This is a genomic window from Pseudomonas sp. Marseille-Q7302, from assembly GCF_965111925.1.
The window spans coordinates 2,254,744-2,278,942 of the sequence record NZ_CBCOPK010000001.1 but is presented as its reverse complement, the minus strand read 5'-3'; the positions used below and the strand labels follow the sequence as shown (position 1 = coordinate 2,278,942).

The following is a 24,199-nucleotide window of genomic DNA, read 5'->3' as shown; positions in this document are numbered from 1 at the left end:
GAGACGGCCATGGCCGGAGATTCCCTGATCACCACCCGCTGGGTGGAACTGGGCCTGGCGGCCTTCACCGCCGGGCTCGGCGGTATCGTGATGTTCGGTAGCCTGGAACAGGGCATCGGCTGGGGCGATGCGGGCCCGGAACCGGGCTACTTCCCCTTCTACATCGGCCTGCTGCTGACCCTGGCCAGCCTGGCCACCGCGCTACAGGCGCTATGGCGTTGGCAGGCGCTGCGCACGGGCTTCGTCGAGCGCGCCGCCTTCGGCCAGGTGCTGCGGGTGTTCCTGCCGATGCTGGCCTTCGTCGTCGTCCTGCCCCTGCTGGGCCTCTATGTCACGGCCTTCCTGTTCATCGCCTGGTTCATGGCGCGGGATCGCCAGCGGCAACGGCGCTATGGCGTGCTGCAGATCCTGGCCACCGCTGGCGGGGTGAGCCTGGCCAGCTATCTGATCTTCGCCCTCTGGTTCAAGGTACCGCTGGACGCCGGTCCCCTGGCCGATCTGGCCCGCCTGCTGAGAACAATGTCATGAGCGAATTGGATTCCCTGATGCATGGGATGGGCATGATCCTGTCCTTCCAGCACATTGGCCTGATGGTGATCGGAGTACTGCTCGGCATCCTGGTGGGCGTGCTGCCCGGCCTGGGCGCGCCCAACGGCGTCGCCCTGCTGCTGCCGCTGACCTTCACCATGAGCCCCACCTCGGCCATCATCCTGCTCTCCTGCATGTACTGGGGCGCGCTGTTCGGTGGTTCCATCACCTCCATCCTGTTCAACATCCCCGGCGAACCCTCCTCGGTGGCCACTACCTTCGACGGCTACCCCCTGGCCCGCCAGGGGCGCGCCGGGGAGGCTCTCACGGCGGCCTTCACCTCGGCACTGCTGGGCGCCCTGGTCGGGGTGCTGCTGCTGACCTTTCTCTCCAGCCGTATCGCCGCCTTCGCCATGGAATTCAGTTCGCCGGAATTCTTCGCCGTCTACCTGCTGGCCTTCTGCACCTTCATCGGCATGAGCAAGAATCCGCCGCTGAAGACGGTGGCGGCCATGATGATCGGCTTCGCCATGGCCGCAGTGGGCATGGATACGGTGTCCGGCAATCTGCGCCTGACCTTCGACCAGCCGGCGCTGCTCTCGGGCATCAGCTTCGAGGTGGCGGTGATCGGGCTGTTCGGTATCGGCGAGATCCTCTGCACCGTGGAGGAAGGCCTGGTCTTTCGCGGCGAGCAGGCACGGATCACCCTGCGAACCGTGCTCGGCACCTGGAAGCAGCTGCCACGCTACTGGCTGACCTGGCTGCGCAGCGCCCTGGTCGGCTGCTGGATGGGGGTGACCCCGGGTGGCCCGACCGCCGCCTCTTTCATGAGCTACAGCCTGGCGCGGCGCTTCTCGAAAAATCCCGAAGGCTTCGGCAAGGGCGAACTGGAAGGGGTGATCGCTCCGGAGACCGCCGACCACAGCGCCGGCACCAGCGCCCTGCTGCCCATGCTGACCCTGGGCATTCCCGGTTCGGCCACCGCGGCGGTGATGCTGGGCGGCCTGATGATCTGGGGCCTGCACCCCGGGCCAACCCTGTTCGCCGAACAGCACGACTTCGTCTGGAGCCTGATCGCCAGCATGTACCTGGGCAACGTGGTCAGCCTGATCGTGGTGCTGGCGACGGTCCCGCTGTTCGCTGCCATCCTGCGCATTCCCTTCTGCATCATCGCGCCCATCATCTTCACCGTCTGCGTGATCGGCGCCTATTCGGTGCACAACAGCCTGTTCGACGTCTGGCTGATGCTCGGCTTCGGCATTCTTGGCTATGCCTTCAAGAAGCTCGGCTATCCCATCGCTCCGCTGGTACTGGCCGCGGTACTGGGCGACAAGGCCGAGGACGCCTTCCGTCAATCGATGCTGTTCTCCGACGGCCAGCTGGGCATCTTCTGGTCCAACCCGCTGGTGGGCAGCCTGACCACGGCTGCTCTGCTGATGCTCTGCTGGCCCCTGCTGGCGCGAGGACTCCAGGCACTGCGCCTGGGCCAGCCACGGGCCAAGGTGCGCCCCTCGTGAATGCGCCGGCCTGGCGTGGGCGAGTACCGCCCGCGCCAGGCACCGACTCATGCGCTACCCTAGCCGGCTCCCCCGCACCCCGGTTGGCCAGCATGACCCGCATTCCCGACGCTCACACCATCCATAGCCGTCTGCGCCTGCGCCAATTGCGGCTGGTGCTGGCGCTGGCCGAATTCGGTTCGCTGCGCCGCGCGGCCGACGACATCGGCATGACCCAGCCGGCCGCCACCAAGATGCTCCACGAGATCGAGAGCCTGCTGGGGGTGGGCCTGTTCGAGCGCCTGCCACGAGGCATGCGCGCCACCGCGTTCGGCGAGACGGTGATCTACTACGCGCGGATGGTCTTCGCCGAGCTGTCGGGCATGCGCGAAGAACTGGTCGCCCTGGAATCGGGCAATCTCGGCCGGGTCGCGGTAGGTGCCATCCCGGCGCTGGCCTCGGGGCTGCTGACCCGTACCATCGCCACGCTCAAGCAGAGTCATCCGCGGCTGTCCATGTCGATCCAGGTGGACACCAGCGATGTGCTGGTCCAGGCGCTGCTGCAGGATCAGCTGGACGTGGTGCTGGGTCGCATTCCCACCGGGGCCCGCGCCGAGGAGCTGCTGTTCGACAGCCTCGGCGAAGAGGTGCTCTGCGTGATCGCCGGGGCGCAGAATCCCCTGGCCCAGGCCACGCACCTCACTTGGGGCGCGTTGCAGGAGCACACCTGGGTGCTGCAGCAGCATCCCAGCCCCATGAGGGCCATCATCAACCAGGCTTTCCACGATGCCCGGGTAGACATCCCCGGCAGCATCGTCGAGACCACGTCCATCATGACCCTGCTGGCCCTACTGCAGCAGACCGACATGCTGGGCGTCACACCGCTGTCGGTGGTCAACGACTACCCCGGTCGGCATCTCCTGGCCGTGCTGCCCATCGCCTTCGAACCCCGGCTGCCACCCTATGGGCTGATCCGGCGGCGCCATCGGGTGCAATCCTCGGCCATGCAGACCTTCATGGCGGCGGTGCGCAGCGAGCATGGACGCTTGCGCCAGGACGAAGGCTGAGCGAGTGGTGCGGGTCCATTGATTGCCCCACCCAGATACCTTGGGCATAGTGAACCGGCCTGCCAGACGCCGGAGCCAACCACCATGCTCGCCTTGTCGCTTCTCGCCCACCCTGCTCCCTGCCGGGGTCGCCCATGACCCAGCGCATCATGCTGCTCACCGGCGCCAGCCGCGGGATCGGCCACGCCACCGTCAAGCTGTTCCGCAACCTGGGCTGGCGCCTGCTCACCGTCTCGCGTCAACCGTTCTCCGAAGAATGCGCCTGGCCCGAGGCGCGCGAGGCCCATATCCAGGCCGATCTTGCCGACCTTTCCCAGATCGATCGCCTGGTCGCCATCGTTCGCGAGCGCCTGCCCAGCGGCAAGCTGCACGCCCTGGTCAACAATGCCGGTATCTCACCCAAGGGGCCCGATGGCAGCCGCCTCGGAGTATTGGCATCGGATGCCGACACCTGGACCCAGGTACTCAACGTCAACCTGGTCTCCACCGCTCTGCTGGCCCGCGCCCTGCTGCCAGAGCTGGAAGCGGCCCAGGGCAGCATCGTCAATGTCACCTCCATCGCCGGCTCACGGGTGCATCCCTTCGCCGGGGTAGCCTACGCCGCGTCCAAGGCGGGCCTCGCCGCCCTGACCCGCGAACTGGCCCATGAATTCGGCCCCCGGGGCGTCCGCGCCAACGCCATCGCCCCCGGCGAGATCGCGACCTCCATCCTTTCGCCCGGAACCGACGGCCTGGTAGAGGCCGAGGTCCCGCTCAAGCGCCTGGGCACCCCTGATGAAGTCGCCGAGACCATCTACTTCCTTTGCAGCGAACGTTCCTGCTACATCAACGGCGCCGAGATCCATATCAACGGCGGTCAGCACGTCTAGGCGGCGCCCCGTTCTGGAGACTGTCCGCGAAAACTCGTGACGGGCAGCCAATAAACCACTATCGACTCTTTGGCAAGCGGCTCGACGCCAGGCAGGAATACCTGCTTAACGCACTATAAATGTTATGTTATAACGTAAATTAAATCCCGAATTTGCTATCCCAGGGATGCAGCCGTCCTACAGCCTCTTCCATCCGTGATGACCATGACTATCCAAGCCAACCTCCCCAGCAAGAAGCTCCCTGTCACCGTGCTGTCCGGCTTTCTCGGCGCCGGCAAGACCACCTTGCTCAACCACATTCTCAACAACCGCGAGGGCCGTCGGGTGGCAGTCATCGTCAACGACATGTCCGAGGTCAACATCGACGCCGCCCTGGTCCGTGACGGCGGCGCCGAGCTGTCACGGACCGAGGAAAAGCTGGTCGAGATGAGCAACGGCTGCATCTGCTGCACACTGCGCGAAGACCTGCTGCTGGAAGTGGAGCGCCTCGCCCGGGATGGCCGCTTCGATCAGCTGGTCATCGAATCCACCGGCATTTCCGAACCCCTGCCGGTGGCCGAGACCTTCACCTTCGCCGGCGAAGACGGTCGCTGCCTGGGCGATGTCGCCCAGCTCGACACCCTGGTCACCGTGGTGGACGCCTTCAACTTCCTGCGCGACTACGCCTCCAGTGATTCCCTGGAGTCACGCGGCGAATCACTCGGCGAGGAAGACGAGCGCACCGTGGTCGACCTGCTGATCGAGCAGATCGAATTCTGCGACGTCCTGGTGGTGAACAAGCTGGATCTGGTCGAACCGGCGGAGCGCGACCGCCTGCTGGCCATCCTGCGCAGCCTCAATCCCCGCGCGCGCCTGGAACTGGCGAGCTTTGGCGCCGTGCCGCTGGAACGCGTACTGCAGACCGGCCTCTTCGACTTCGACGAAGCCGCCAAGGCACCGGGCTGGCTGCAGGAACTGCGTGGCGAACACACGCCCGAGACCGAGGAGTACGGCATCTCAAGCTTCGTCTACCAGGCCCGTCGCCCCTTCCACCCCGAGCGCTTCTTCACCCTGGTCGAGCAGGAATGGCCCGGCGTGGTGCGCTCCAAGGGCTACTTCTGGTTGGCCAGCCATCCCGCCCATGCCGGCACCTGGTCCCAGGCCGGCGCCGTCGCCCGCCATGGCGTGGCGGGGCGCTGGTGGGCCGCGATACCACCCGAGCAGTGGCCGGAGGATGAAGAGACCGTCGCCTTCATCAAGGAAAAATGGCACGAGGGCGTCGGCGATGCCCGCCAGGAACTGGTACTCATCGGTATGAACATGGACGAACCCTCCCTGCGCGCCCAGCTGGACGCCTGCCTGTTGACCAATATCGAGCTCGCCGCGGGCCCCCAAGCCTGGGTAAAGCTGCACAACCCCTTCAGCGACTGGCCCCAGGCCTCCGCCCTCCACTGATCCGAGTCCTGTCGATGAATGCCATCCTCCCCGACGTCTCCCTCAGCGAGACCGCTACCCTGCCCGCCGCGCTCGATTGGGTCGGCATGCAGCACATAGATCTCCCTCTTCGCCTCGGCGAAGGTGATCTCGGCGGTCTCCTGCCCGCCAGCGCCGATGTCCAGGTCGACCTGCCCGCGGCCACTGCCAAGGGCATCCATATGTCCCGGCTCTACCAGTTGCTGGATCGGCTGGGGACGGACGCGCCCTTGACACCCGGGCGGTTGCGCCTGCTGCTGATCGAAATGGTCAGCAGCCATCGCAGCTGTGATTCCCGTGCCGCCCGGTTGCGCCTGGATTTCGCCCTGCTGGTTCGTCGTCCCGCCCTGGTGACCGCGGAGCTCAGCGGCTGGAAACGCTACCCCGTGCGCCTGGACGCCAGCTGGGTAGCGGGCGTCTTTCAGCTCAATGCCCGGGTGGAAATCACCTACTCCTCCACCTGCCCCTGCTCGGCCTCACTGTCGCGCCAGCTGATCGAGCGGGCCTTTCTCGAAGAGCATGGGGCTGCTACCCAACTGGATCCCGCCACGGTCGCCGGCTGGCTGCGCCGCCATGCCTCCCTGGCCACACCCCACAGCCAGCGAAGCCTGGCACAGGTGCGCGTCGGGATACCGTTGGGTGCAGCCGATCTTGGTCTGCTGCCCCTGATCGAACGCTGTGAAAAGGCGCTGGGCACCCCGGTGCAAACCGCCGTCAAACGCGCCGACGAACAGGCCTTCGCTGCCCTCAACGGCAGTAACCTGATGTTCGTCGAAGACGCCGCGCGCCGACTACTCGTCGCCCTGCGCGACAGCTATCAGGACGTCAGCATCCACGTCCGCCACCTGGAAAGCCTGCATCCCCACGATGCCGCGGCCTGGGCCGGGACAACCAACTGATCCCTGTGCAAGACGCAAAGGCTCTACCTCCGGCGCCGCCACTCGTCGTTTGTCCGTCGATGCCGGTTATTTGCCGCTTTAATGAAAAACGAAGCGGCCACCAGAGGCGCCCCTCCTCTTTCGCCTTTCAAGAGAGTTTTCCGATGAGATCATTCGTTAAAGCGGCAGCCCTGTTGGCCCTACTTGGAGCCTTCGATACCAGCGTGGCACTGGCGGAAAGCCCGCTGGAAAAGAGCGTGCGTCAGGACGGGCGTGATACCCGTAAGGATGCCCACCACGACGCCAGGGAGGTCGACAAAGGTGCTGCCCATACCGCCGACGAAGCAGATCGGACCGATAACCACCTCGACAAGGAGCGGCATCGCGAGGACAAGAAGGCGGACAAGGAATACAAGAAAACCCTTTAGTCCGTATAGGTCAGGGCAAGGCCCGGGAGGTCTACCGTCCCCAAGCGCTACCCACCTACCTTGGCCGAATCCAGAGATCGATAAGCTGCCCTGGCTTCCACTACCGCAAAACGTAGCTTCGAGTCTTTTCCCGGCAGCCACCCAGGCTACGTCCCGGTCGCCGCCCGCGCCCTCGTCATCCCGCTGAAAGACGATGCCTTTCCTATGATGCTCGGTGATAAAGGCTGCGGTTGGTTACCAGGGATCAATGGCTATCTGCACTTCTGCCATATCTAATTGTCAGACCACTTCAATCGACGTCGACACCGTGCTAGGCAACCACCCATGAATGCGCCTGTGAAAGAACAGAAGGTGATCGACGCGATTGCCATAGGGACCTGCGTATCAGCAATTGTCTTGCTGTTGAGCTTTGCTGACGCCACAATCGCCGCTAATAGCTGGCTCCCACCGGCCAGCACCCAGACTGAAAAGGATATTTCAGTTGCGCTATCAGTTAACAAGGACAGTGACGCTCTTCGAGCCCAGGCCCCACTATCGGATAAGTAGCACCCCGCTGAGGTCCGCGGCTCTTCGCCGAGGACCGCTATCCAGCGATGAGGGCCTGCTGGCAGTCACTTTGAGCGCGATGTGCGTTGGCCTGGCTACCATCTTCGTGATAGCCATGGTCGCTTCGTGACAAGCGCTGAATGCTTCCACTCGCAGCGTCCGCTAGTGGCTGGTCAGTCGTCGACGCCTTGCAGTCAAGGCTTGTTGCCCTGATTGCTCATCCCAAGAGGCAGGCACCTTCGAGCCTTGGACAACCACGCCACTTGGCTCGCCTATCCAGCGCAGCGCCTGCGCTTCAGACTGACCACGGGACCCTGCGGGCCATGGCTGCCGGGATGATCGGAGTCAGGGGCTCGCCTCCATCCATGACAGGGCGTTTAAGCGGTTCCGCGATATTTTCGGAACACCTTCCTTTCTACCTGCCCGACGGCCTTTGAAATCCGACCCCTCAGACAGCAAAAAGCCCCGTAAGGACGGGGCTTCGAAGATGGCGGAAGCGCAGAGATTCGAACTCTGGGACCCTTGCGAGTCGGCGGTTTTCAAGACCGCTGCCTTAAACCACTCGGCCACACTTCCGTAAGAGGGGCGCATAGTACCTGATGGCAACACACTGTCAAACACTCGCAAGCGATCCTTAAGCAACATTTGCTATCTTCGGGGTCGTACGGTACATCACACCGTCTATTTAGCTTTGGAGTACACCATGAACGAGCGTCAATACGCCTACAACCCTGCCCTCGCGCAATCTCGGGACGTCAGCCGTGTATTGCGCAACACCTACGCCCTGCTGGCCATGACTCTGGCGTTCAGCGGCCTGGTCGCCTTCGTCTCGCAGCAGATGCGGTTGCCCTACCCCAACATCTTCGTGGTCCTGATCGGCTTCTACGGCCTGTTCTTCCTGACCATGAAGACGCGTGACAGCGGCTGGGGTCTGGTCAGCACCTTCGCCCTGACCGGCTTCATGGGCTACACCCTGGGCCCGATCCTGAACATGTACCTGGGCTTGCCCAACGGTGGCAGCGTGATCGCCTCCGCAGCGGGCATGACCGCCCTGGCCTTCTTTGGGCTGTCGGCCTACGCCCTGATCAGCCGCAAGGACATGAGCTTCCTGAGTGGCTTCCTGATGGCGGGCTTCTGGATCCTGCTGGGCGCCGTGGTGCTGTCCTTCTTCGTCCAGATCAGCGGCCTGCAACTGGCCATCAGCGCGGGCTTCGTGCTGTTCGCCGCCGCGGCCATCCTGTTCCAGACCAGTGCCATCGTGCACGGTGGTGAAGACAACTACATCATGGCTACCATCACCCTGTACGTCTCGATCTACAATATGTTCCTCAGCTTGCTGCAGATCTTCGGATTCGCCAGCAACAACGATTGATCATCAGCGGTAGCCCAAGAGGCCCGCTTCGGCGGGCCTTTTTACATCCATGAAATTTGCCATCGTTGTCCTTTCTCCCCCTCAGGCGCCCTCGGCGCGGCGGGCCCTGCGCTTCTGCGAAGCGCTGTTGGCCGGGGGCCACGAACTGTCGCGACTCTTCCTCTACCGCGACGGCGTCCATAACGCCTCACACGCCTCGGTCAGTGGGCAGGACGAGTTGGACCTGCCCGCGCGCTGGCGCGAGTTGATCGAACGCCACCAGATCGACGCCGTGGCCTGCATCGCCGCTGCCCTCAAGCGCGGGCTGCTGGACGAGAACGAAGCGCGGCGCTATGAACGGGGTGGCGCAGTGAACGTGCACGCGCCCTGGCAGTTGTCCGGCCTGGGGCAGTTGCATGAAGCGGTACAGGACGCCGATCGCCTGCTCTGCTTTGGAGGCGACTAGCATGGCCAAGAGTACCCTCGTCATCTCTCGTCAGCCGGCGCTGGGCGGTCCGGCTCCTCGCGAGGCACTGGATATCGTGCTGGCAGGTGGCGCCTTCGAGCTGCCCCTGGCGATGCTGTTCGCAGGCCCTGGGGTGACCCAATTGCTGGCAGCCGACAGCACTGCCCTCGAGCAGAAGGATCTGAGCGCCAATCTCTCCGCCCTGTCGCTGTTCGGCGTCGACGCTATCTATGCGGAAGCCTCGGCCCTGCAGCGTCTGGGCATCACGCCCGAGCAGTTGCCCGCCTGGGTGACCCCACTCGAACCCGAGGCGTTGGCCACGTTGATCCACGACCATGACCAGGTGATTTCCATTTGACGACTCTGCACCTGTTTTCCCGCTCGCCGCTGACGGAGTCCGATGCCCTGGACGGTTTGACCTGGGTCCGTGGCGGGGACGCCATCCTGCTCACCGGTGGCGCCGTGGAGGCACTGCGCCCGGGTAGCACCGCCAACCAAGCGTTGGCACGGCTGCCTGCGGAAGCAGGCCTCTACGCGCTCGCGGAAGACGTTCAGGCCCGCCGCCTGCATCCGGAGCATGGCGTGACCCTGATCGATTACCCCACCTTCGTCGACCTGAGCGTGAGCCACGCCAAGGTCATCAGCTGGACCTAGCATGCCCTCTCTCGACCTCGACCCCGAAGGCTATCTGCGCGATCTCTCCCAATGGAGTCCCGAAGTAGCCCGGCAACTCGCACTCAAGGAAGGCATCGAATTGACCGAGCGCCATTGGCAGGTGCTGCAGGCGCTCCGTGACTTTTATGCGCAATTCCAGCTATCACCAGCCAATCGGCCGCTGATCAAGTACATCGCCCAGACACTGGGCCCCGAACTGGGTACCAGCCTGCAGCTCAACCTGCTGTTCAAGGGAGCGCCGGCCAAGCTCGGCGCCAAGCTCGCCGGCCTGCCGAAACCGGACAATTGCCTATGACCTTCACCACGCCCGAAGAACATCCCTTCGCCGTCTACGTCCGCGCCCTGGGCAAGGGCAAGCGCGGTGCCCGCAGCCTGACCGAAGTCGAAGCCGAAATGGCCATGGGCCTGATCCTCGACGGCCAGGTGACCGATGCCCAGCTCGGCGCCTTCCTCATGCTGCTGCGCCACAAGGAAGAAAGCCCCGAAGAGCTGGCAGGCTTTACCCGCGCCGTTCGGGCGCGCCTGCAGTCTCCCGGCTTCCCCGTTGACCTCGACTGGCCGTCCTACGCCGGCAAGAAGCGGCACCTGCCCTGGTACCTGCTCGCGGTGAAGTGCCTGGCCGGCAGCGGCGTGCGGATCGTCATGCATGGCGGCGGCACCCACACGGGGGGCCGGCTCTACACTGAGCAATGCCTGGGAGACCTGGGTCTGCAGACGGCCAAGGATTGGCAGGACGTCGGCGCCCTGCTCGACCGCGGCCAGCCCGCCTTCCTGCCGCTGGCGGCCTGGATGCCAGCGCTGCAGCGGATGATCGACCTCAAGGCCGAACTTGGCTTGCGCTCTCCGATCCACTCCCTGGTACGGCTGCTCAATCCCAGTGGCGCGCGCTGCATCCTGCAGAGCATCTTCCATCCGGGGTACCAGGAGGTACATCGCGAGGCCAGTCGCCTGCTGCGTGACGACAGCATCGTCATCAAGGGCGAAGGGGGCGAGGTCGAGCGCAATCCCGATGTCATCGCTCATCTCTATGGCACCCGTGGCGGCGAAGTCTGGGACGAAAGCTGGCCGGCGCTTACCGAGCGCCGCCAGGTCAAACCGGAGCGCCTCGATCCGGCGCTGCTGGCCGCTACCTGGCACGGCGAGGCGGAAGACCCCTATGGCCGTCTGGCGGTCATCGCGACGCTAGCCGTGGCCCTGCGCGCCCTCGGCCACGACCAGGCGAGTGCCCAGAGCGAAGCCGAACGCCGCTGGGAGGCGCGTGATCGCACGCTCTGACGTCGCAGTCGGAACCCAGGGTGGTCACCTGGGTTCCTAACCGCAACGTAGCGGAGGATGACGATATGGGCTTGTTGGTCGATGGGCAGTGGCAGGACCGTTGGTACGACAACGGCAAGGACGGCCATTTCAAGCGGGAAAAGGCCCAGCGCCGTGACTGGATCGCCCGCCCGGAGCAGGCCATTCCGGAAGAAGCGTCGCGCCACGCGCCTGAGGCCGGCCGCTATCATCTCTATGTCTCCCTGGCCTGCCCCTGGGCCCATCGCACCCTGATCTATCGCAAGCTCAAGGGTCTCGAAGACCTGATCGGCGTTTCGGTGGTCAGCTGGCTGATGCGTGAGGAAGGCTGGACCTTCGATCCCGCGCACGGCTCCAGTGGCGACGATCTCTATCAGCTCGACCGCCTGTACCAGCTCTATCAGCGCGACCAGGCCGACTACACCGGTCGGGTCACGGTACCGGTGCTCTGGGATCGCCAACAGGAACGCATCGTCAGCAACGAATCCGCGGAGATCATCCGCATGTTCAATGGCGCTTTCGATGACCTGACGGGGAATCACCTGGACCTCTACCCGGAAGCCCTGCGCGGACAGATCGATACCCTCAACGAGCGCATCTATCCGACGGTCAACAATGGCGTCTATCGTGCCGGCTTCGCTACCACCCAGGAGGCTTACGAAGAAGCCTTCGACGAGGTCTTCGCCACCCTCGACGATCTCGAACGACTGTTGCAGCAGCAGCGCTATCTCACTGGGGAATGGCTGACCGAAGCCGACTGGCGCCTGTTCACCACCCTGATCCGCTTCGACGCCGTCTACCATGGCCACTTCAAATGCAACCTGCGACGAATCCGTGACTACCCGGCGCTACAGGGCTGGCTCAGGGAGCTCTACCAATGGTCAGGTATCGCCGAGACCGTGGACCTCCAGCACATCAAGCATCACTACTACGGCAGCCATGCCCAGATCAATCCGACCGGCATCGTGCCCAAGGGGCCGGCCCTGGAGCTGGACCTGCCCCATGGCCGAGAGGTCCTGACTGGGGCAGGCATCCAGGGATCGGTCTGAACCTCAAGCCGTGGCCTGGGCGCCTTCGAACCAGGCCAGCTTCTCCCGTAGCGCCACCACTTCACCGACGATCACCAGGGTCGGCGCATGAACCTCATGCTCGGCGACCAATTGCGGCAGGTCTTGCAAGGTGCCGGTAAACACGCGCTGATTGCTCGTGGTGCCCTGCTGGACCAAGGCCGCCGGCGTCGACGGGTTCTTGCCATGGGCGATGAGCTGCTGGCAGATGGTCGGCAGCCCGACCAGCCCCATGTAGAACACCAGGGTCTGCCCAGGAGCGACCAGGTCGGTCCAGGGCAGATCGGCCGAACCATCCTTGAGATGGCCAGTGACGAAACGCACCGATTGGGCATGGTCCCTGTGCGTCAGAGGAATGCCGGCATAGGCGGCGCAGCCGCTGGCAGCAGTGATACCCGGCACCACCTGGAAGGGAATGCCTTCCGCGGCCAGCTCCTCGATCTCCTCGCCACCCCGACCGAAGATGAAGGGATCCCCACCTTTTAGCCGCAAGACCCGCTTGCCCTCTTGGGCCAGCTTGACCAGCAGCCGGTTGAGATCATCCTGGGGTACTGCGTGCTCGGCGCGCCGCTTGCCGACATAGATGCGATCGGCGTCGCGACGGCACATGTCGAGGATGGTAGGCGCCACCAGGCGATCGTAGAGCACCACGTCGGCCTGCTGCATCAGCCGCAGCGCGCGGAAGGTCAGCAGGTCCGGATCGCCAGGACCGGCGCCGACCAGATAGACCTCACCCCGAAAGGTGGCCGTCTCGCTGGTGAGCTTGGCTTCCAGCAGTTGCTCGGCGGCCTGAGGCTGGCCGGAAAAGACTTTTTCCGCGACCTCGCCCTGGAATACCTCTTCCCAGAAGATCCGCCGCGCCTGCAGATCGGCGAAGCGCGTCTTGACCCGGGCACGGAAGCGCTGGGCCAGTTGCGCCAGTTGACCATAGGTGGCAGGAATCCAGCTCTCCAGCTTGGCCCGCACCAGGCGGGCCAGCACCGGGGCATCCCCACCACTGGAAATGGCGATCACCAGCGGCGAGCGATCGACGATGGCCGGGAAGATCACGGTGCACAGCCGCGGCGCATCCACCACGTTGACCGGCAGACCGAGGGCCTGGGCGTCATGGGATACCGCCTCGTTGACGCCGTCATCATCGGTGGCCGCGATCACCAGGCAGTGCCCGGCGAGCTGGTCCGCCGCATAGCGCTCGACCCGACAACTACCGCCCCGCGCCTCGACGAAGGCGCGTACCTCCGGCTCGATCTCCGGCGCCACCAGGGTGATGCGGGCACCGGCTTCGGCCAGCAGCACGCTCTTGCGCAGGGCGATATCGCCCCCGCCGACCACCAGCACCGGACGGCCATCGAGCTTGTGGAAGAGCGGCAGGTAATCCATCAGCCGATGACCTCGAGGCCGCCCATGTAGGGCTTGAGCACCTCGGGTACGCGGATGCTGCCATCGGCCTGCTGGTAGTTCTCCAGCACGGCGACCAGGGTGCGACCCACGGCCAGGCCGGAACCATTGAGGGTGTGCACCAGTTCGGGCTTGCCCTCGGCGTTGCGGTAGCGAGCCTGCATGCGGCGGGCCTGGAAGTCGCCGCAGTTGGAGCAGGACGAAATCTCACGGTACTTGCCCTGGCTCGGCACCCAGACTTCCAGGTCGTAGGTCTTGGTGGCGCCGAAGCCCATGTCGCCGGTGCACAGCGACAGTACACGGTAGGGCAGCTCCAGGCGCTGCAGCACGGTCTCGGCGTGGCCGGTCAGTTCTTCCAGGGCCTGGAAGGAGGTGCTCGGCTCAACGATGTGGACCATCTCCACCTTGTCGAACTGGTGCTGGCGGATCATGCCGCGGGTATCGCGACCCGAGGCACCGGCTTCGCTGCGGAAGCACGGCGTGTGGGCGGTGAATTTCAGTGGCAGACGCTTGGAATCGAGGATCTGGCCGGCGACCAGGTTGGTCAGGGTGACCTCGGCGGTAGGGATCAGGTAGAGGTCGCTCTCGCCTTCCCGGCCGATCTTGAACAGGTCTTCCTCGAACTTGGGAAGCTGACCGGTGCCCTGCAGCGTCTCGGCCTGCACCAAGTAAGGCGTGTAGGTCTCTTCGTAGCCATGCTCTCCGGTGTGCAGGTTCAGCATGAACTGCGCCAGGGCGCGGTGCAGACGCGCGATGGGACCGCGCATGACGGCGAAGCGGGCGCCGGAGAAGCGTGCAGCGGTCTCGAAATCCAGCCAGCCGTAGGTTTCACCTAGGGCGACGTGGTCCTTGATCTCGAAATCGAAATCGCGCGGCGTACCCCAACGGCGCACTTCGACGTTCTCGTCCTCGTCCTTGCCAACCGGCACCGAGGCGTCGGGCAGATTGGGCAGGCCCAGCAACAGGGCATCCAGTTCACCCTGGACACTGTCCAGCTCGCGCTTGGCCTCTTCCAGTTCGCTGCCCATGCGATCGACTTCGGCCAGCAACGGCGCGATGTCTTCACCGCGGGCCTTGGCCTGGCCGATCCCCTTGGAGCGGGCGTTACGCTCGGCCTGCAAGGTCTCGGTGCGGGTCTGCACGGCCTTGCGACGGGCTTCCAGCGACTCCACCAGGCTGACGTCCAGGACGTAGCCACGGGTCGCCAGACGTGCGGCTACCTCCTCGGTTTGGGTGCGAACCAGTTTCGAATCAAGCATGTCCGTGTCTCTTACTTAGGAATGGGGGCAGCAGTGTGGGCGAAGCGTCAGGAACGCCGCCGGCGCTGGCGCGGGCTGGACTGGTCGAGGTCCGCCAGGTGCTGCAGTTTATCGCGGATCTTCAGCTCCAGCCCACGGGGAACCGGCTCATAGTAGCGGCGCGGCTCCAGTTCCTCGGGAAAGTAGTCCTCCCCCGCGGCATAGGCTTCCGGCTCATCATGGGCGTAGCGGTATTCGTCGCCGTAGCCAAGGTTCTTCATCAGCTTGGTGGGCGCGTTGCGCAGGTGCAGCGGCACCTCGCGCGAGCCGTTCTGGCGAACATCGGCCAGGGCGGCCTTGTAGCCCAGGTAGACGGCATTGCTCTTGGGCGCGCAGGCCAGATAGACGATCGCCTGAGCGATGGCCAGTTCGCCTTCGGGACTGCCCAGGCGCTCCTGGACGTCCCAGGCATCCAGACACAGGCTCAGGGCGCGCGGATCGGCATTGCCGATGTCCTCGCTGGCCATGCGCACCACGCGCCGGGCGATGTACAGCGCATCGCAACCGCCGTCGATCATCCGGGCGAACCAGTAGAGGGCCCCATCGGGGTTGGACCCGCGCACCGACTTGTGCAGCGCGGAGATCTGGTCATAGAAGGCCTCACCGCTCTTGTCGAAGCGGCGACGCTGGTCACCCAGCAGGCTCTGGAACAGGTCGGCGTCCAGGACGCCGCCATCCTCGGCCAGGTCGGCAGCATTCTCCAACAGATTGAGCAGGCGCCGGCCATCGCCGTCGGCGGCGGCCAGCAGCAACGCCAGGGCATCGTCGGGCAGGCTCAGATGGCGCTCGCCCAGCCCCTTGGCACTGGTCAGGGCGCGATGGGCCAGACCACCGAGGGCCTCGTCATCCAGACTCTTGAGCACATAGACCCGGGCCCGCGACAGCAGCGCATTGTTCAGCTCGAAGGAGGGATTCTCGGTGGTCGCCCCGATAAAGATCAGGGTGCCGTCCTCGACATAGGGCAGGAAGGCATCCTGCTGCGACTTGTTGAACCGGTGTACCTCGTCGACGAAGAGGATGGTACGCCGGCGGTACTGTGCGGCCTGCTGCTTGGCCACTTCCACCGCATGGCGGATTTCCTTGACCCCGGAAAGCACCGCCGACAGCGTTTCGAAGTGGGCATCGGAGACCTGGGCCAATAACCGCGCCAGGGTGGTCTTGCCCACCCCGGGCGGCCCCCAGAAGATCATCGAATGCAGCGCGCCCTGCTCCAGCGCCTCGCGCAGGGGCTTGCCCCTGGCCAGGAGGTGTTGCTGACCCGCGTATTCATCGAGGGTCTCGGGACGCATGCGGGCAGCCAAGGGCTGCCCGACGGGTGCGGTGCTGAAGAGATCCATAGGGGTGCGATCACTCCTGGATGACGTCGGCTCCCTTGGGCACCTGGAAGGTGAACTGGGATGCGGCCACCGGCTCGTTGAGCTTGACGTTGAAGAAGAGGATGTTGGTTCTCTGACCAGCGCCGTCGATCAACTGCATGTCGTTGATCACCCCGTTGCGGAAGGACAACCGCAGGCTGTCGAACAGGGTGTCCTTGGTCTTGGGCTTGAGCACGAAGTCAACGACGTTGCCCGCGTCCTTGCTGGTGACGTCGAAGCTGCTTTCGATCTTGGAGATGTCACCCGACAGCAGCAGCGCCGGCGTCTGGGTCAGGCGCAGGTCCAGCTTGCGAATGGTGACCTGCTCCAGGTCCGGATCGTACAGCCAGACCTGCTTGCCATCGGAGACCAGCAACTGCTCCTGGGGCGCATCGGAATGCCAGCGGAACAGCCCCGGGCGCTTGAGGCTCATGTTGCCCGCAGTTTCCTGCAGCCGGGTCCCGGAGCCATCCAGGGTCAGCTGCGAGAAACGTGCGGTCAGGGTCTGGGCCTTGTCCAGCAGTTGCGACAGCCGACCCACCGACGCCTGGTCGGCATGGGCGGAAACGCTTACGGCAGCCAGAGCCGCCAGGGCAAAGCAACGCAGCTTGTGCATCGAAGTCCTCATGGATATCAGTCTCTCACCGGAGCAGGCGCTGTGACTTCGCGCGAGCCGTTGGTGTTCATGGGCGATACGACACCGGCCATTTCCATGGTTTCGATCATCCGTGCCGCCCGGTTGTAACCGATCTTGAGCTTACGCTGGACCGCGGAGATGGAGGCACGCCGGCTCTCGGTCACGAAGCGCACGGCCTCGTCATAGAGCGGATCATCCTCGTCGCTATCGCCGCCTTCGCCGCTACCGCCCTCGCCACCCGCACCAGCGCCCTCATCCGGGCCGCTGAGGATGTCCTCGATATAGTCGGGGGCCCCTCGCTGCTTCCAGGCCTCGACGACCCGATGGACCTCGTCGTCGGAGACGAAGGCGCCATGGACGCGGATCGGCAGACCGGTACCCGGCGGCAGATAGAGCATGTCCCCGTGACCAAGCAGCTGCTCGGCGCCGCCCTGGTCGAGAATGGTCCGGGAGTCGATCTTGCTCGATACCTGGAAGGCCATCCGGGTGGGAATGTTGGCCTTGATGAGACCGGTAATGACATCCACCGAGGGTCGCTGGGTGGCCAGGATCAGGTGGATACCGGCGGCGCGCGCCTTTTGCGCGATCCGCGCGATCAGCTCTTCGACCTTCTTGCCGACGATCATCATCATGTCGGCGAATTCGTCGACCACCACCACGATGGTCGGCAGCGTCTTCAGCAGCGGTGCCTCGTCGTCCATGCTCTCGCGACGATAGAGCGGATCGGTGAGCGGCGTGCCCGCTTCTTCGGCGTCCTTCACCTTGCGGTTGAAGCCGGCGAGGTTACGCACGCCCATGGCCGCCATCAGCTTGTAGCGGCGCTCCATCTCCGCCACGCTCCAGCGCAGGGCGTTGGCGGCCTCCTTCATGTCGGTGACCACCGGGCAGAGCAGGTGCGGAATGCCCTCGTAGATCGACAGTTCCAGCATCTTGGGGTCGATCATGATCAGCCGTGCGTCTTCCGGGCTCGACTTGAACAGGATTGACAGCAGCATGGCGTTCACGCCCACGGATTTACCGGAACCCGTGGTACCGGCCACCAACAGGTGCGGCATCTTGGCCAGGTCGGTAATGACGGGCTTGCCACCGATGTCGTGGCCCAGGGCAAGGGTAACGGGCGACTTGAACGCCGCGTACTCGGGCGATTCGAGCACCTCGGAGAAACGCACCATCTGGCGGTCTTCGTTGGGAATCTCGATACCCACGGTGGTCTTGCCAGGGATAACTTCCACCACTCGCACACTGAACACCGCGAGCGAGCGCGCCAGGTCCTTGGCCAGGTTGGAGATACGACTGACCTTGACGCCTGCGGCCGGCTGAATCTCGAAACGGGTGATCACCGGACCGGGATGCACGCTCTCCACAAGCACCTCGACGCCAAACTCCTTGAGCTTGACCTCCAGCAGGCGCGACATGTTCTCGAGGAACTCCGGCGAATAGCTCTGCTGTTTTTTCTCGGCACGATCCAGGATCGACAGCGGTGGCAGCGTGCCTTCCAGGCCCGCATCGACCCAGGTTGCGGCAGCCGGCGTCGAATGAGGGACCGGCGCCGCTGCGGGAGCGGCCTTGCGCGGCGGTGGCGTCGGCGTGGTGACGGTGGCAGCCGCAGCGACCGGGGCGGCGGCCTTGGGTGCAGGCTCAACCGGTTCGGCGACGACGCGACTGGACGCCGGCATCTCGATGCGCGGTGCAGCACGCTCCATCCGGGGCGGTGGTGCGATGTCGAGCAGATCGTCCAGGTCTTCGTCGGCGACCGGAATCGGCACCTCGCGGGCCTTGGCCTTGCGCGCGACCGGCGCTGATACCGGTTCGTCGAAGACGTCCAGCTCCGGCGCCTGGCGACGGCCACCCGCGAGACGACTGAAACCGCCCTGCACCAGATCCAGGAGATCAAGCACGACCTTGCCGGTGAAATCCATCACCTTGAACCAGGACAGGTCGGTGAACACCGTCAGTCCTAGCAGGAACAGCGCCAGAAACAGCAGCGTACTGCCCTGCACATTGAGCGCAGCGACCGACAGCTGCCCGAGGCTTTCCCCCAGGGCACCCCCTGCGGAAGCCGGCAGTGCCGATACCGCATGGAAATGGATGTAGGCCAGTACCGACCCCGAGATGATCAGCAGCACCAGGCCGGTCAGTCGCCAGGAGAACAGCCAGCCACTCCATTCCCAGGGCAGGTGCCGCTTGCGGAAGATCTGCCAGGTCTTGACCGCGAGCAACACGGGAAACACGAAGGCGAAATAGCCGAGCGCCATGAACAGGACATCTGCCAGCCAGGCACCAGCGCGGCCGGCGGCATTGTGGACCTGATCGATGCGACTGGTATGGGTCCAACCCGGATCAGAGGGGTCATAGCTCAGCAGAGCCATGAGCAGATACAGGCACAAGGCGGCCAGTGCGATGAGCACCACCTCCTTGAGACGATAATGCAGATGCTCACGCCATTGGTTGACGTGGCTGACAGAACTGGATTGCTTCAAGCGCGCTTTTCCCGCACACGGAACGTGTGACCGTGAATCAAAAACAGTGCGCCATTCTAGATCGCCCGGGCCCTGGTTCTACAGTCCCGAGGCGAAACATGGCACGATAGCGGACGGCAGTACCGGAACCGCCTTCAGGCGCAACATTGGAGCATTCTTTCGTTGTCCTGACAAAGAGTTATGACGATTTCTTGAGCTGGTTACGCACTAGGCTCCCACCTGCAGCTTCCTGCATCAGAAGGCGCCCTCCCCTACCATGGTAAAATGGCTGACTCGCGAAAGCCCTGACTTTCCGCCCCTGCAACAGGCATTACGCGAACCCAATGGCCTGCTGGCCATCGGCGGCGACCTGAGCGCAGCGCGCCTGGTCAGTGCCTACCGCCACGGCTGTTTCCCCTGGTACCAGAATGGCCAGCCCCTGCTCTGGTGGTCGCCCGATCCGCGCACGGTACTCTTTCCTCCCGATCTGCACGTCTCTCGCAGCCTGGCGAAGACCTTGCGCAAGACCCGGTTCAGCGTGACCTACGACAAGGCCTTCGCCCAGGTCATCCAGGCCTGTGCCGGACCACGGCGCGACGCCGACGGCACCTGGATCACCACCGAGATGCAGCAGGCCTATGGCGAGCTCCACGCCCAAGGCTGGGCCCACTCGGTAGAGGTCTGGGACGGCGACCAGCTGGTGGGCGGACTCTATGGCATCGCCATGGGCAAGCTGTTCTTTGGCGAATCCATGTTCAGCCACGCGGACAATGCCTCCAAGATCGGCTTCGTGACCCTGGTGCGCGACCTGGCAGCCTGGGGCTTCGTGATGATCGACTGCCAGATGCAGACGGCGCATCTGCAGAGCCTTGGCGCCAGCAGCCTTCCTCGGGAACGCTTTGCCGATTACCTGGCCAAATACCTGGATCAGGCCAGTATGGCCGCCTGGCCTACCTCATGCGGGTGACTTACACTCAGGCTAGGCTTATGTAGAGGTTCGACATGACCGAGCTGGCGAGACTCAAGTTCTACGCAACCCAGCCTCACGCTTGCAGTTACCTGCCCAACGAGCAGGCGACCACGTTGTTTCTCGACCCCTCGCAGCCCATGAACGGCCAGATCTACGCGGAACTGTCCGAACTGGGTTTTCGGCGCAGTGGCGATCACCTCTACCGCCCCCACTGCCAGCTGTGCAAAGCCTGCGTTCCCGCCCGCATTCCCGTGATCCGCTTCCGCCCCAGCCGCAAACAGAACCGCGTCCTCAAGCGTAACCTCGACATCAAGGTCACCCGCTGCGACCCGGGCTTCACCGAAGAACGCTATCAGCTGTACGCCCGCTACATCAGTGAGCGCCATGCCGATGGCGATATGTTCCCACCGAGCCGGGGCCAGTTCTCCACTTTCCTGGTCAGCCACCTGCCTTACGCCTTCTTCTACGAGATGCGCGTAGAGGATCGCCTGGTCGGTGTCGCCGTTACCGACGTGCTGCCCAATGGCATGTCGGCGGTCTATACCTTCTACGACCCCAACGAAGAGAAGCGCAGCCTGGGTGTCTTCGGTATCCTGTGGCAGATCGCCGAATCCCGCCGACTGGGCTTGGATGCGGTTTATCTCGGCTATTGGATCAAAGGGTGTCGCAAGATGTCCTATAAGACCGAGTATCGCCCCATAGAGCTCTTCGTCAATCAACGCTGGGTAGCCCTGGCCTGACGAAATAGCGCTTTTTCTGAATTTCTGTCAGAATATGGGCCTTTTTCGCCCGGACTGCTCTGGGCCTATTCTTGTCACCGAGGGCTTTTCTATATATGTCGAAAGAAGACAGCTTCGAAATGGAAGGTACTGTCGTCGACACCCTGCCCAACACCATGTTTCGCGTGGAGTTGGAAAATGGGCACGTCGTCACCGCGCACATCTCCGGAAAGATGCGTAAGAACTACATCCGCATCCTGACGGGCGACAAGGTTCGCGTGGAGCTGACGCCTTACGATCTGAGCAAGGGCCGGATCACCTACCGCGCGCGTTAAGCGGATCCTTTCATGAAAAAGCCCGGCAATGCCGGGCTTTTTCATGGACGCTAATAAAACCGCGACCTGCCCTCAGGCAGGTTCGGCCGTGGTTTCGAACTCGAACTCCAGTTCGTCGTTCACCGCATCGATGTGGACGATACCGCCATGGTCCGCCAGGTCCCCGAACAGGATCTGCTCGGCCAGCGGCCGCTTGATCTTGTCCTGGATGAGTCGCGCCATGGGACGAGCGCCCATCTGCACGTCATAGCCACGCTCCGCCAGCCAGCCACGGGCCGCATCGCTGACTTCCAGCTGGACACGCTTGTCTTCGAGTTGCGCCTGGAGTTCGGTGAGGAACTTGTCGACGATGCTCTTGATGACTTCGGTGCTCAGGCGACCGAACTGGATGATGGTGTCCAGGCGGTTGCGGAATTCCGGCGTGAAGCTCTTCTTGATGACTTCCATGGCATCGGACGTATGGTCCTGCAGCGTGAAGCCGATGGAAGCACGAGAGGCGGTTTCGGCGCCAGCGTTGGTAGTCAGGATCAGGATCACGTTGCGGAAGTCGGCTTTGCGGCCATTGTTATCCGTCAGGGTGCCATGGTCCATGACCTGCAACAGCAGGTTGAATACCTCGGGATGCGCCTTTTCGATTTCGTCGAGCAGCAGCACGCAGTGCGGGGTCTTGGTAATCGCCTCAGTCAGCAACCCACCCTGGTCGAAGCCGACGTAGCCGGGAGGCGCGCCGATCAGACGGGACACCGTGTGGCGCTCCATGTACTCGGACATGTCGAACCGCACCAGCTCCACACCCATGGCCTTGGCCAATTGCCGCGCCGCCTCGGTCTTGCCCACGCCGGTAGGACCGGCGAAGAGGAAGGAACCAACGGGCTTGTCCGGCGATTTCAGACCCGCACGGGAGAGTTTGATAGCCGTGGACAGGGATTCGATGGCCAGGTCCTGACCGAAGACGGTCAGCTTGAGGTCCCGCTCCAGGTTGCGCAGCAGTTCCTTGTCGGAGCTGTTGACGGTTTTGGGGGGAATCCGCGCGATCTTGGCGACGATGTCTTCAACCTGCTGAACATCGATGCGCGCGGCGCGACGCTCTTCGGGCTGCAGACGCTGGTAGGCACCCGCCTCGTCGATGACGTCGATGGCCTTGTCGGGCATGTGCCTGTCGTTAATGTAGCGGGCGGCGAGTTCCGCCGCGGCACGCAGCGCTTCATCGGTGTACTCGATGTGGTGGTGCTGCTCGAAGCGCCCTTTGAGGCCCCGCAGGATGCCATAGGTGTCATCCACCGAGGGCTCGACCACGTCGACCTTCTGGAAACGTCGGGCCAGCGCCCGATCCTTCTCGAAGATGCCGCGGAACTCCTGGAAGGTAGTCGAGCCTATGCAGCGGATCTCACCGGAGGACAGCAGCGGCTTGAGCAGGTTGGAAGCATCCATCACCCCGCCTGAAGCAGCGCCGGCACCGATGATGGTATGGATCTCATCGATAAAGAGCACGGCATGGGGCCGCTTCTTCAATTCGGCCAGCAGCGCCTTGAATCTCTTCTCGAAATCGCCGCGGTACTTGGTACCCGCCAGCAATGCCCCGAGATCCAGGGAATAGACCACGCTATCAGCCAGCAGATCAGGCACCTGACCATCGACGATGCGCTTGGCCAGGCCCTCGGCGATAGCCGTCTTGCCAACGCCTGCCTCCCCCACCAGCAGCGGGTTGTTCTTGCGGCGCCGGGCCAGGATCTGGGCGACGCGCTCTACTTCGTGCTCACGCCCGACCAGCGGATCGATGCGACCCTGACGGGCCTGCTCGTTGAGATTGCTGGCATAGGCTTCGAGCGGATTGTTGGAGGAACTGGGCTCGGCGCCCTCTTCCTCGGCGGCGTCTTGATCCTGCTCGGCTTCGGGCGCGGCCCCAGGCACCTTGGAGATGCCGTGGGCGATGAAATTGACGACATCGATCCGGGCCACACTCTGTTGCTTAAGCAGGAAGACCGCCTGGCTTTCCTGCTCGCTGAAGATGGCGACCAGCACATTGGCGCCGGTTACCTCACGCTTACCCGAACTCTGCACGTGGAAGACCGCGCGCTGCAGGACACGCTGGAAGCCCAGCGTCGGCTGCGTCTCGCGCTCATCATCCTGCTGAGGAATGAGTGGTGTGGTGGAATCTATGAATTCCAACAGATCGCGGCGCAGGCGATCGATGTTGGCGCCGCAGGCTCTCAACACGGTGGCGGCCGCTTCATTGTCCAGCAGCGCCAGCAGGAGGTGCTCAACGGTCATGAATTCATGACGCTTCGTCCTCGCCTCCTTGAAGGCGAGATTCAGGGTGACTTCGAGCTCACGATTCAACATAGCTTCACCTCATAGCCCAAGCAGCACAGTAGCCCAAGCAGCACAAATCTAACTTTCGATTTCGATTTCACACAATAGCGGGTGGTTGCACTCCCTCGCATATTGATTGACTTGCATGGCCTTGGTTTCAGCGACATCGCGAGTAAATGTTCCGCAGACTGCCTTTCCCTGGGTATGCACGGTAAGCATCACCTGGGTAGCGGCTTCGCGGTTCATGCTGAAATAGCTCTCCAGCACCTCTACGACGAACTCCATGGGGGTGTAGTCATCGTTATACATCAGAACACGATATCTGGCTGGCCGTTTTAGCGCAGGTTTTGCCTCCTGCACTGCCAGGCCACCGTTGTCGCCGTCCTGATGTTCGTTGTCGTCCGCCGCCAGTCGGATGGGGTCGATTGCACGCATTCTGATCGATTCCGAATTTCGGGATGAATAGCAGGAAAAAAGAGCTTGATCCACGTCTCAGCCACCCGTTGCCTTGCCTTGACTAAGGCTGAAAGGGTGTTACAAACATCCTGTACCCGACGAGGTACCAAGGGTTCCGTAGTAGTGGCGCCTGTGTGGATTCA

Annotated in this window: 24 protein-coding genes and 1 tRNA gene; 17 read left to right on the top strand and 8 right to left on the bottom strand. The window is 63.6% G+C overall.

Annotated features, from left to right (window positions below; translation table 11 throughout):
• The first annotated feature begins 9 nt into the window (after nucleotides 1–9).
• From ACWPW1_RS10730 to ACWPW1_RS10700, 7 genes are all read left to right on the top strand, one after another.
• Nucleotides 10–528 carry a tripartite tricarboxylate transporter TctB family protein gene (locus tag ACWPW1_RS10730; protein WP_434776457.1) on the top strand — a complete coding sequence of 173 codons (519 nt, stop codon included), beginning with the start codon at nucleotides 10–12 and terminating at the stop codon, nucleotides 526–528.
• A complete protein-coding gene (locus ACWPW1_RS10725) occupies nucleotides 525–2,045 on the top strand; it encodes a tripartite tricarboxylate transporter permease (RefSeq protein ID WP_059314727.1) in 1,521 nt (506 codons plus the stop codon). The genes ACWPW1_RS10730 and ACWPW1_RS10725 overlap by 4 nt, the downstream gene beginning before the upstream one ends.
• Before the next feature lie 92 nt (nucleotides 2,046–2,137).
• Complete coding sequence (locus ACWPW1_RS10720) at nucleotides 2,138–3,091, top strand: LysR family transcriptional regulator (protein WP_059314726.1); 954 nt, start codon at nucleotides 2,138–2,140, stop codon at nucleotides 3,089–3,091.
• Between the two features lie 134 nt (nucleotides 3,092–3,225).
• On the top strand, nucleotides 3,226–3,960 hold the full coding sequence (locus ACWPW1_RS10715; protein WP_434776456.1) for an SDR family oxidoreductase: 735 nt from the start codon (nucleotides 3,226–3,228) through the stop codon (nucleotides 3,958–3,960).
• Nucleotides 3,961–4,158: 198 nt separating this feature from the next.
• On the top strand, nucleotides 4,159–5,394 hold the full coding sequence (gene zigA / locus ACWPW1_RS10710) for a zinc metallochaperone GTPase ZigA (RefSeq protein WP_434776455.1): 1,236 nt from the start codon (nucleotides 4,159–4,161) through the stop codon (nucleotides 5,392–5,394).
• Between the two features lie 14 nt (nucleotides 5,395–5,408).
• Nucleotides 5,409–6,311, top strand: a complete 903-nt coding sequence (gene folE2, locus ACWPW1_RS10705) for a GTP cyclohydrolase FolE2 (protein WP_434776454.1) — start codon at nucleotides 5,409–5,411, stop codon at nucleotides 6,309–6,311.
• Nucleotides 6,312–6,454: 143 nt separating this feature from the next.
• Nucleotides 6,455–6,718 (top strand): hypothetical protein, encoded by a 264-nt coding sequence (locus tag ACWPW1_RS10700; protein WP_434776453.1) that lies wholly within the window; start codon nucleotides 6,455–6,457, stop codon nucleotides 6,716–6,718.
• A 1,034-nt stretch (nucleotides 6,719–7,752) separates the two neighbouring features.
• Here the strand turns inward: ACWPW1_RS10700 and ACWPW1_RS10695 are convergent.
• Nucleotides 7,753–7,840, bottom strand: a tRNA-Ser gene (locus ACWPW1_RS10695).
• Between the two features lie 127 nt (nucleotides 7,841–7,967).
• Between ACWPW1_RS10695 and ACWPW1_RS10690 the strand changes: the two genes are divergently transcribed.
• The 7 genes from ACWPW1_RS10690 (at nucleotide 7,968) to ACWPW1_RS10660 (ending at nucleotide 12,098) form a co-directional block, all read left to right on the top strand.
• Nucleotides 7,968–8,636 carry a Bax inhibitor-1/YccA family protein gene (locus ACWPW1_RS10690; RefSeq protein WP_271654694.1) on the top strand — a complete coding sequence of 223 codons (669 nt, stop codon included), beginning with the start codon at nucleotides 7,968–7,970 and terminating at the stop codon, nucleotides 8,634–8,636.
• 49 nt (nucleotides 8,637–8,685) lie between these two features.
• Nucleotides 8,686–9,081, top strand: a complete 396-nt coding sequence (gene tusD, locus ACWPW1_RS10685; protein WP_434776452.1) for a sulfurtransferase complex subunit TusD — start codon at nucleotides 8,686–8,688, stop codon at nucleotides 9,079–9,081.
• Nucleotide 9,082: 1 nt separating this feature from the next.
• Nucleotides 9,083–9,439 carry a sulfurtransferase complex subunit TusC gene (tusC, locus tag ACWPW1_RS10680; protein ID WP_434776451.1) on the top strand — a complete coding sequence of 119 codons (357 nt, stop codon included), beginning with the start codon at nucleotides 9,083–9,085 and terminating at the stop codon, nucleotides 9,437–9,439.
• Nucleotides 9,436–9,735 (top strand): sulfurtransferase complex subunit TusB, encoded by a 300-nt coding sequence (gene tusB, locus ACWPW1_RS10675; protein WP_434776450.1) that lies wholly within the window; start codon nucleotides 9,436–9,438, stop codon nucleotides 9,733–9,735. Before tusC ends, tusB begins: the two co-directional genes overlap by 4 nt.
• A gap of 1 nt (nucleotide 9,736) precedes the next feature.
• Nucleotides 9,737–10,051 (top strand): TusE/DsrC/DsvC family sulfur relay protein, encoded by a 315-nt coding sequence (locus ACWPW1_RS10670; protein ID WP_271654691.1) that lies wholly within the window; start codon nucleotides 9,737–9,739, stop codon nucleotides 10,049–10,051.
• Nucleotides 10,048–11,031 carry a glycosyl transferase family protein gene (locus tag ACWPW1_RS10665; protein WP_434776449.1) on the top strand — a complete coding sequence of 328 codons (984 nt, stop codon included), beginning with the start codon at nucleotides 10,048–10,050 and terminating at the stop codon, nucleotides 11,029–11,031. The genes ACWPW1_RS10670 and ACWPW1_RS10665 overlap by 4 nt, the downstream gene beginning before the upstream one ends.
• 65 nt (nucleotides 11,032–11,096) lie before the next feature.
• Nucleotides 11,097–12,098: a glutathione S-transferase C-terminal domain-containing protein gene (locus ACWPW1_RS10660; protein WP_434776448.1), complete on the top strand. Its 1,002-nt coding sequence runs from the start codon at nucleotides 11,097–11,099 to the stop codon at nucleotides 12,096–12,098.
• Between the two features lie 3 nt (nucleotides 12,099–12,101).
• Here ACWPW1_RS10660 and cysG read toward each other — a convergent pair whose 3' ends face one another.
• From cysG to ACWPW1_RS10635, 5 genes are read right to left on the bottom strand one after another with little or no spacing between them, the layout of a single operon-like run.
• On the bottom strand, nucleotides 12,102–13,496 hold the full coding sequence (cysG, locus tag ACWPW1_RS10655) for a siroheme synthase CysG (protein ID WP_059314658.1): 1,395 nt from the start codon (nucleotides 13,494–13,496) through the stop codon (nucleotides 12,102–12,104).
• Nucleotides 13,496–14,773 (bottom strand): serine--tRNA ligase, encoded by a 1,278-nt coding sequence (gene serS, locus ACWPW1_RS10650; protein WP_434776447.1) that lies wholly within the window; start codon nucleotides 14,771–14,773, stop codon nucleotides 13,496–13,498. The genes cysG and serS overlap by 1 nt, the downstream gene beginning before the upstream one ends.
• A 47-nt stretch (nucleotides 14,774–14,820) precedes the next feature.
• The gene (locus ACWPW1_RS10645; protein WP_434776446.1) at nucleotides 14,821–16,149 is read right to left on the bottom strand and encodes an AAA family ATPase; all 1,329 of its coding nucleotides are present in this window, start codon (nucleotides 16,147–16,149) and stop codon (nucleotides 14,821–14,823) included.
• A 10-nt stretch (nucleotides 16,150–16,159) separates the two neighbouring features.
• Nucleotides 16,160–16,783: an outer membrane lipoprotein chaperone LolA gene (gene lolA, locus ACWPW1_RS10640; protein WP_271654685.1), complete on the bottom strand. Its 624-nt coding sequence runs from the start codon at nucleotides 16,781–16,783 to the stop codon at nucleotides 16,160–16,162.
• Between the two features lie 17 nt (nucleotides 16,784–16,800).
• Nucleotides 16,801–19,284 (bottom strand): DNA translocase FtsK 4TM domain-containing protein, encoded by a 2,484-nt coding sequence (locus tag ACWPW1_RS10635; RefSeq protein ID WP_434776445.1) that lies wholly within the window; start codon nucleotides 19,282–19,284, stop codon nucleotides 16,801–16,803.
• Between the two features lie 256 nt (nucleotides 19,285–19,540).
• Here ACWPW1_RS10635 and aat point away from each other — a divergent pair, with 256 nt between their 5' ends.
• From aat to infA, 3 genes are all read left to right on the top strand, one after another.
• Entirely contained in the window at nucleotides 19,541–20,230 is a 690-nt protein-coding gene (aat, locus tag ACWPW1_RS10630) for a leucyl/phenylalanyl-tRNA--protein transferase (RefSeq protein ID WP_434776444.1), read from the top strand.
• A 35-nt stretch (nucleotides 20,231–20,265) separates the two neighbouring features.
• The gene (locus ACWPW1_RS10625; protein WP_059314652.1) at nucleotides 20,266–20,973 is read left to right on the top strand and encodes an arginyltransferase; all 708 of its coding nucleotides are present in this window, start codon (nucleotides 20,266–20,268) and stop codon (nucleotides 20,971–20,973) included.
• A 95-nt stretch (nucleotides 20,974–21,068) separates the two neighbouring features.
• Nucleotides 21,069–21,287 (top strand): translation initiation factor IF-1, encoded by a 219-nt coding sequence (gene infA, locus ACWPW1_RS10620; RefSeq protein WP_002553999.1) that lies wholly within the window; start codon nucleotides 21,069–21,071, stop codon nucleotides 21,285–21,287.
• 72 nt (nucleotides 21,288–21,359) lie between these two features.
• Here the strand turns inward: infA and clpA are convergent, their stop codons facing one another.
• Both clpA and clpS read right to left on the bottom strand, forming a co-directional pair.
• Complete coding sequence (gene clpA, locus ACWPW1_RS10615; RefSeq protein ID WP_059314651.1) at nucleotides 21,360–23,630, bottom strand: ATP-dependent Clp protease ATP-binding subunit ClpA; 2,271 nt, start codon at nucleotides 23,628–23,630, stop codon at nucleotides 21,360–21,362.
• Between the two features lie 48 nt (nucleotides 23,631–23,678).
• A complete protein-coding gene (clpS, locus tag ACWPW1_RS10610; RefSeq protein WP_059314650.1) occupies nucleotides 23,679–24,035 on the bottom strand; it encodes an ATP-dependent Clp protease adapter ClpS in 357 nt (118 codons plus the stop codon).
• Between the last annotated feature and the right edge of the window lie 164 nt (nucleotides 24,036–24,199).

Bases quoted from the DNA above. Each gene is read 5' to 3' on its own strand.
- infA (WP_002553999.1), top strand. From the start codon at position 21,069: ATGTCGAAAGAAGACAGCTTCGAAATGGAAGGTACTGTCGTCGACACC.
- folE2 (WP_434776454.1), top strand. From the start codon at position 5,409: ATGAATGCCATCCTCCCCGACGTCTCCCTCAGCGAGACCGCTACCCTG.
- lolA (WP_271654685.1), bottom strand. From the start codon at position 16,783: ATGCACAAGCTGCGTTGCTTTGCCCTGGCGGCTCTGGCTGCCGTAAGC.
- ACWPW1_RS10670 (WP_271654691.1), top strand. From the start codon at position 9,737: ATGCCCTCTCTCGACCTCGACCCCGAAGGCTATCTGCGCGATCTCTCC.
- ACWPW1_RS10720 (WP_059314726.1), top strand. From the start codon at position 2,138: ATGACCCGCATTCCCGACGCTCACACCATCCATAGCCGTCTGCGCCTG.
- ACWPW1_RS10625 (WP_059314652.1), top strand. From the start codon at position 20,266: ATGACCGAGCTGGCGAGACTCAAGTTCTACGCAACCCAGCCTCACGCT.
- ACWPW1_RS10715 (WP_434776456.1), top strand. From the start codon at position 3,226: ATGACCCAGCGCATCATGCTGCTCACCGGCGCCAGCCGCGGGATCGGC.
- ACWPW1_RS10665 (WP_434776449.1), top strand. From the start codon at position 10,048: ATGACCTTCACCACGCCCGAAGAACATCCCTTCGCCGTCTACGTCCGC.
- clpS (WP_059314650.1), bottom strand. From the start codon at position 24,035: ATGCGTGCAATCGACCCCATCCGACTGGCGGCGGACGACAACGAACAT.
- ACWPW1_RS10730 (WP_434776457.1), top strand. From the start codon at position 10: ATGGCCGGAGATTCCCTGATCACCACCCGCTGGGTGGAACTGGGCCTG.
- ACWPW1_RS10645 (WP_434776446.1), bottom strand. From the start codon at position 16,149: ATGGATCTCTTCAGCACCGCACCCGTCGGGCAGCCCTTGGCTGCCCGC.
- aat (WP_434776444.1), top strand. From the start codon at position 19,541: ATGGTAAAATGGCTGACTCGCGAAAGCCCTGACTTTCCGCCCCTGCAA.
- tusC (WP_434776451.1), top strand. From the start codon at position 9,083: ATGGCCAAGAGTACCCTCGTCATCTCTCGTCAGCCGGCGCTGGGCGGT.
- cysG (WP_059314658.1), bottom strand. From the start codon at position 13,496: ATGGATTACCTGCCGCTCTTCCACAAGCTCGATGGCCGTCCGGTGCTG.
- tusD (WP_434776452.1), top strand. From the start codon at position 8,686: ATGAAATTTGCCATCGTTGTCCTTTCTCCCCCTCAGGCGCCCTCGGCG.
- zigA (WP_434776455.1), top strand. From the start codon at position 4,159: ATGACCATGACTATCCAAGCCAACCTCCCCAGCAAGAAGCTCCCTGTC.
- ACWPW1_RS10725 (WP_059314727.1), top strand. From the start codon at position 525: ATGAGCGAATTGGATTCCCTGATGCATGGGATGGGCATGATCCTGTCC.
- ACWPW1_RS10690 (WP_271654694.1), top strand. From the start codon at position 7,968: ATGAACGAGCGTCAATACGCCTACAACCCTGCCCTCGCGCAATCTCGG.
- clpA (WP_059314651.1), bottom strand. From the start codon at position 23,630: ATGTTGAATCGTGAGCTCGAAGTCACCCTGAATCTCGCCTTCAAGGAG.
- ACWPW1_RS10700 (WP_434776453.1), top strand. From the start codon at position 6,455: ATGAGATCATTCGTTAAAGCGGCAGCCCTGTTGGCCCTACTTGGAGCC.
- ACWPW1_RS10660 (WP_434776448.1), top strand. From the start codon at position 11,097: ATGGGCTTGTTGGTCGATGGGCAGTGGCAGGACCGTTGGTACGACAAC.
- serS (WP_434776447.1), bottom strand. From the start codon at position 14,773: ATGCTTGATTCGAAACTGGTTCGCACCCAAACCGAGGAGGTAGCCGCA.